The sequence below is a fragment of the Eubacterium ramulus ATCC 29099 genome, assembly GCF_000469345.1.
Lineage (GTDB): Bacteria > Bacillota > Clostridia > Lachnospirales > Lachnospiraceae > Eubacterium_I > Eubacterium_I ramulus.
In genome coordinates, this window is the sequence record NZ_KI271072.1 from 102,805 (window position 1) to 109,213 (window position 6,409).

The window sequence follows — 6,409 nt, forward strand, 5'->3', positions numbered from 1 at the left end:
CTGCGGGCTGGAAACCGCCGATATTGAGTTTGCATGGACGCGGGAAGCTGCCGGAGATCGCGGCACACATTTAGGGCGGCACTTGATACAATCCTTTGCGGTGGGAGAAACCACACCGGAAGAAGCGCACAAAATCGGCATGGAACTTGCCGGGGCGGTATTAGGCGGCAAGTATGAGTTTGTTTTGACAACTCACGTCGATAAAGACCATCTGCATAATCACTTGATTTTCAACGCGGTTAGCTTCGTTGACTACAAAAAGTACCATTCCAACAAGCAAAGCTATCACTTTATCCGGCGCACCAGCGACAGGATATGTAAAGAGCATGGGCTATCCGTCGTCGTACCGGGACAGGACAAGGGAAAAAGCTATGCAGAATACACCGCCGAAAAGCAAGGGACAAGCTACAAAGCAAAGCTGAAAACGGCGATAGATACTCTCATTCCCCAAGTGAAAGATTTTGACGAACTGCTGCGCCGCTTGCAGGAAATGGGGTATGAAATCAAACAGGGCAAATACATTTCCTTTCGCGCTGCCGGACAGGAACGGTTTACCCGCACAAAGACGCTCGGCGCGGCCTATACGGAAGAAGCGATAAAGGAGCGTATCAAGGGCGTGTATGTTGCCAAAACAAAAACGCTGCGGGAAGATAAGAAAATCCGGCTTGTCGTCGATCTTGAAAACAGTATCAAAGCCCAACAGTCGGCGGGCTATGAACGGTGGGCGAAAATCCATAATCTGAAACAGGCTGCTAAAAGCATGAACTTCCTAACCGAAAACAAGATTGAGTATTACAGCGACCTTGAAAGCAAAATTGCGGATATTATGACCGCCCATGACGCGGCGGCAAGGGCGGTTAAAGAGGTAGAACAGCGTATGTCTGATTTGTCGCTGCTTATCAAGCACACCACCACATACCGACAGTTAAAACCGATTTACGAGGAATACAAGAAGTCGCGGGACAAGGAAAAGTATCTGCGGGGGCATGAAAGCGAAATTATCCTGTTTGAAGCTGCGGCAAAGGCACTCCGGGAAATGCAGATAAAGAAGCTGCCCGATCTCGCCGCGCTGCGCAAGGAGTATAGCAGCTTAAACGACAGGAAAAGCAAATTGTATGAGGATTACCGCCAAGCGAAAAAGCAAATGCAGGAGTACGGCATTGTCAAAAAGAACGTCGATAGTATTCTTTACCCGTCCCAAAGCAAGGCGCGGGAGCAGGAGCGATAAACCAAACATAAATAAAAAGGACAGTCGATTTACTCGGCTGTCCTTACTGGTACTGCTTGATAACTCAAGATTACTTTTCCCAAGTAAAGCGGAGATACCGGCTGGCAAGAATCTGCCCTCCATCATCAAAACAAATCACCGTACTGGGATTATCCGGAGTAATTGTCATTGTTTCTAATTCTGAACCATTAGCGTCATAACAAATGATTTCCACCGAACCAACTTCACTCCCTAATTCAAAGGTTTGATAGTCAGTAACTTCCTCTGGGGTGTAATCTGTTTTGGAGATTTCCGAATGGTTTTCATCATAATATATCATGGAAAAAGATGTTGTCGGTTGTTGAATTTCAAATGTAACTTGGCAGGAATAATCAATTCCTGTCATGGCACATTGATCAGTGATTTCCATGCGGTCAAAATAAGTTTCTGTATCAAAATATACCCCTTCTTCATCATGATACAGATAGTAAGCTGTAACAGAGTTTTCGGATTCCTCTTGCGGAAGATATGCTATCGCGCCTTCAGCACCCACGGAATCATTGTCCAAGTTTGCCCCAAACGTCATACTGGTAAAGTTCTGATCTCCAGCATAAGCAACATCTGCACTGGCAGAGAAATAATATACGCAAGCAGCGTCCAAATCAAATGAGTAGCTATTATCTGCAAAATCCGCATAGACCTTTGTATTTTCCGGCAACTCTTGCTCATTGTTTATAAAAATTGCCCCTATCGCCGATTCATAATCAGGCGTAAAATTATCCTGCGATGAATTGCAGGCCGTCATACTTACCAATAAAGCTGCCATCGAAATGGCACATAGAAGTTTCCTCATTCCTTTGCACCTCATTTATTGAATTTAGAGTTCTAAAAAGCACAATGTGCTTTTTTATTATACCATATCCAACTGTTTCATTCTACCAAGAAATATGAAAAGACATGGATTAAAGAAAATGGGTTTTACTATCACCCATGCAAATTCAAAATTGTTGCTCGGTTAATTTAGAAAAGCAAGGGTAACAAGTGGAATGTTAAGGGCTGAAAACGCCTGTATTTCTGCGGCTTCCAGCGCGGGGAAACGGCGTAGACGATACTTTATATTCAAACCCGCAAAAACGGCTTTCTAATTGTCCACGCAAGGACAAAAAAGAACAGGGGCGCGGCGCCGGAAATCGGCAACCGCGCCCCTGTTTTCTATGGACTATTCCTCGTCGGTCAAGATAAACTCCCGTTCAGAAAACTCGCTGTCCGTCATGGCTTGCAGCTTGTTTACCGTTGCGGCGGCAAGCTGACGCATATCCTCGTCCATGTAGGGCATGGCGGCAAGGATATTTTCAAGCGTTGTTTCTCGGCTGTCCTCGGCGTAGATCGCAACAATGTTTTCTTCCTCTATGGTAAAGCAGATATTCATGCTATCAAACCTCCAAATCCTTTTTATGCTCTTTCTGTTTATCTTTCGGCTGCTGCGCCGCCTGTTTCTTATACTCGTCCAGCTTTTTCAGAATAGAGGGCTTTTTCTGCGGCTGCTCCCGTTTCTCGGCTTTTACCGCTTTCGCAAGGTCGGTAACGGAAATTGCTTCGCCCGCCTTTGCCCGCTGCTCCAAATCTGCGACGGTGGGCGTTTGCGGCGTGTTATTGATAATCCCGTCAAAATTGTTGTCGTTCTGCTCTATGGTGTCCTCGACGTGCTTTAAGGGATTATCCCGCTGCGGCTGCTCGGCGGCTATGGCGTAAGCCTGTGTGCCGTTCCCCATAATGAGATACTTCCCGTCCTCCGACGCATGGTGAAAACCAAAGCCCGACGCTTCGATCTGTTCCCGGCTCATATCGGTAATATGAAAATTGCCCCTCGGCGTTCTAACGGTTTCACCCGTCAAAAGGCTTTCGGGGGTCGCTTCCGGCTGCTGCTTTTCAAGCTGCCCGTCCTTGTAGGAATATCCTTGCGCCGCGATTGCTTCAAGGGTCTTGCCTGTAACGTCGCCATAAATCCGCTTATCTGCGTCAACCAGCATTTGCAAGGTGTTTTTTACGGTGTCGGACAAGGCTTGCTGCTGTTCGGGCGGCAGCTTGTCAAATACGGGGGTTTGCTGTTCCTGCTCGGCTTGCCGTTGCTGCTGCAACTCGGTAAAATGCCCCTCAATCTCGGTAATGAGTTCCTTTGCGGTGGCCTGTATCGTTTCAAGGGACGCTTTTAACTCGGTCATTTCCTTGCCGCTGCTCCAACCCGCCACATAGCCGAAAGAATAATCGGACGTATCAAGCCCAAAGTGCTGGCAGACGGTGTAAGCGACGCTTTCCGCTTCTACCTCGCGGGTATGGCGGTCAACGCGGTTTTGTTCTTCCGGCGGGGCGTTCAAGTCCACGTCGTGCAGCTTCGCATGGGCGATTTCGTGAATGGCGGTCTTTACCGCCTGTAATTCACTCACGCCCTCTTTGATTGCAATGCGCTTGTCGGTTAGACTGAAATACCCGTTTGCGCCGTTTGTAATCTGTTCAAAAGTAATCGGGACGGGGGACGCTTTTTCAAGGGCGGCGAAAAAATCCTCGTACTGCTCCACATCGGCAAGCAGCGGTTTAACGGAAAGGTCGGGAAACTCCTTGCCCTCGGTCTGCGAAATATCAAAGACGGTTATAACCTTAAAGGCGGGGACGGTGATTTCCGTTTCTTCCTTTACCACTTTTCCCTCGCGGTCAAGCATGGGCTTTCTCGTTTCGGGGTCGATTTTATCAACCAGCTTTTTCACCTTGTAGGGTGCGGGGGCAAAGATTTTAATGCCTTTCTCGCCTTTCTTTACATGGCGGTCAAACTCCTTTTCCCATTGACGGAAGCCCATTACTAAATTGCCGCCCTGCATAGCAATTAGGATAGTGTTATTCAAACTATAATCATGGAACTTCGACATAGCGGTTAGAAACTCTTTGTAGCGGTCGCTGTCAAAAATCGCTTGTACGCCCTGTTCCAAACGGGCGGTGATCTCCTTTACCTTTTCGGCGGGCTTTTCGGAAGTAAGGATAATGGGGACGACGGGGCGGGGCTGCTGCGGCTCTGCGGCCTGTACGGCTGCTTGCTGCGTTTCGGCTGCGTCCATATAGGCTTTGTCCTGTTCGCCGCGCGACCGCTGCGGGTAACTCATAATGCGGTATTCTTTGGGTATATCGCTTTCGCGCCCGTTGTACCACTCGGAAAAGGTATTCTTGTTGTTGTAGATATACCCTTGTTCGGTAAATCTGCCCTTGTCGTTGATAACTGCGTCCCGCCCGTATTCCTCATACATGAAATACTGCTTCGCTTCTTCCGGCAATTCCAATTCGTCTAACTCGTCAATCAGATAGTGGCCGTAATCTTCTTCGCTTTGGACGGTGGGATAAATCCAATAGCAATCAAGGTTTTGCGCAAGGTTGATAAGGTCTTTGAGGTTTCCGGCGTAATCGCCCAGCGTAACCGCCGCCGCAAACTTCGCTTTATCCTCGTCGCGCTGCATTTCAAGCAGCTTTCCAAGATAATTTAATTCGTCTATGCTGCCGCTTTGGATAACGGAAAGCGGCACGTTAAAGGGGCATTGTTCAGTATTTTCAAAGCCGCCCACAAATAAATCCTGCGGGTTGTCGGCGGTAATACCGACGCTCTGCATAGCTTCGTGAAGCTGCTCTTTTGTAGCGGGCATATCCAGCCAATAACCGCTTGGGTCGCCCGCTTCAAAGCGGCTGCGGTTGCCTATCATAATAGAAAATTGTCCGTCCATGTGTTCACGCTCCTTTTCCTGCCCGGTATTTTCGGGGATAGCTACCGCCTGTTGCTGCTGCGGGGGTTCCTCACCCTCTATGGTGTAGTCCGGCATGAGCATACCGTTTACTTTGAAATAGTCGGCGTACTCTTGCGGGATAGGCGGGGATATTTCCGTAAACAAGCGGTCATACGCTTTGATACGCCCATTCAGATACTTTTCCATAGCCGCCTTATCGGTGAAAACCTTTCTGTCCTGTCCGGCAATCTTCGCTTGGGTTCTGCTTGGGCTGTTGGTTCGCACGCTCCATGTAAGCGTCCATGAATACGGGATAGATTTCTGCGCTTCTTGGTTGTAGCGGGTATTTTCGTAAATGTAGTAATTCATCTGATATACCCGGTTGCTGCGGGTATATCGGTCATATTCATTTTTCTGCCACTCATTAGCGGTGTGCTGGACGTGCGGCGTTCTCACATATTCAAGTGCTTTATCCAGCAAAAGCGTTCTTCCCGCCTGTTCTTCCCATGCGGCGGCGCGTTCTTTGAGGTCGTCAAAAATCGTCTGTTCTGCCGCCGCGCTTTCGCTGCGCATGGAAAGTAGCTGCGCAATCGGCAAGGAAGAATAAGGGGCAATATCCCCGTCCTTTGCTTCAAAATATATCCGGCGTTCTATCCGCATGGTTTCGGCGGCTTCTAATTTGTCATGGTCGTATGAAGTGTACGGCATATTGTTTCATCACGTCCTTTCTCGGTCATATAAGGGTTTGGGACTATCCCAACAAGCAAAATGCCCGCGCTTCCCATAGAGCAGCGCGGGCATTTCTCGCAAACGGGTACTCGTTTGCTGTGCTTGCTATGTAGTTGTTTTTATCCGTAAACGCCTGTTTCTCTCACTTTCCGCTTTCTGTCTGCGGCGTATCTTTGCCGCGCAATCGGGGCAGTATTTCGCCCGGTTGCTGCCCGCCGCAAACGTGCTGCCGCATACCGCGCAACGCTTCAAATCGGTTTCCCCGCTGCGGGTGATCTGCTCGCATAGCTGCCTGTCTGCGGGTAATACCGCTTCGCGGAAATAGCGGCATAGCAGCGAATAGCTGATACTCTGCACACAAACGCAAGTTTCCCCGTCGTCCAATAGCAGACAATTCCCGCAATCGTTGTTTGCACAAGCGGCGCGGGTCATTTTCTTTACAGCGCGGTACTGCTTTTCATCAAGCCTAATCATTTTCGGTTCTGCTCGACGCGGAAGTTTACATACTTGCCGCCTGTGTCGGCAAGCAGCACAACTCCGTCAAAGGTCTTTCCCGTCTTGGTCGAGTACATACCTTTGATTTTTACCTTTCCGTCTTTCAAAAGGGCGGCGGCAATCGCCTTTGTGAAAGCCTTTTTGCGCTGCTCAAAAAAGCGGTCGTTCTTCCACATCACAAAGCTGCAAGCCCTGTCGGAGCAATAAAAGTTTTTCT

The 6,409-nt window shown here is 48.8% G+C and carries 5 protein-coding genes and 1 pseudogene; 1 reads left to right on the plus strand and 5 read right to left on the minus strand.

The features are described 5' to 3' along the window. Positions 1-1,228, plus strand: a 1,228-nt coding sequence (locus HMPREF0373_RS00445; protein ID WP_021737550.1) for a relaxase/mobilization nuclease domain-containing protein, incomplete at its 5' end; no start/stop codon positions are given. Between the two features lie 70 nt (positions 1,229-1,298). On the opposite strand, the gene HMPREF0373_RS00450 is transcribed toward HMPREF0373_RS00445, so the two are convergent. The 5 genes and pseudogenes from HMPREF0373_RS00450 to HMPREF0373_RS00470 all read right to left on the minus strand — a co-directional run. Next, positions 1,299-2,033 (minus strand): hypothetical protein, encoded by a 735-nt coding sequence (locus HMPREF0373_RS00450; RefSeq protein ID WP_044962452.1) that lies wholly within the window; start codon positions 2,031-2,033, stop codon positions 1,299-1,301. Between the two features lie 393 nt (positions 2,034-2,426). Beyond that, positions 2,427-2,636 carry a transposon-transfer assisting family protein gene (locus tag HMPREF0373_RS00455; RefSeq protein ID WP_007860197.1) on the minus strand — a complete coding sequence of 70 codons (210 nt, stop codon included), beginning with the start codon at positions 2,634-2,636 and terminating at the stop codon, positions 2,427-2,429. A 4-nt stretch (positions 2,637-2,640) separates the two neighbouring features. Then, positions 2,641-5,676, minus strand: coding sequence for an antirestriction protein ArdA (locus tag HMPREF0373_RS00460; protein WP_021737553.1), 3,036 nt, complete (start codon positions 5,674-5,676; stop codon positions 2,641-2,643). A gap of 126 nt (positions 5,677-5,802) precedes the next feature. After that, complete coding sequence (locus tag HMPREF0373_RS16240; RefSeq protein ID WP_007860200.1) at positions 5,803-6,171, minus strand: cysteine-rich VLP domain-containing protein; 369 nt, start codon at positions 6,169-6,171, stop codon at positions 5,803-5,805. Continuing rightward, a pseudogene (locus tag HMPREF0373_RS00470) lies at positions 6,168-6,409 on the minus strand (DNA topoisomerase III); the annotation flags it as partial. The gene HMPREF0373_RS16240 and the pseudogene HMPREF0373_RS00470, both read right to left, overlap by 4 nt.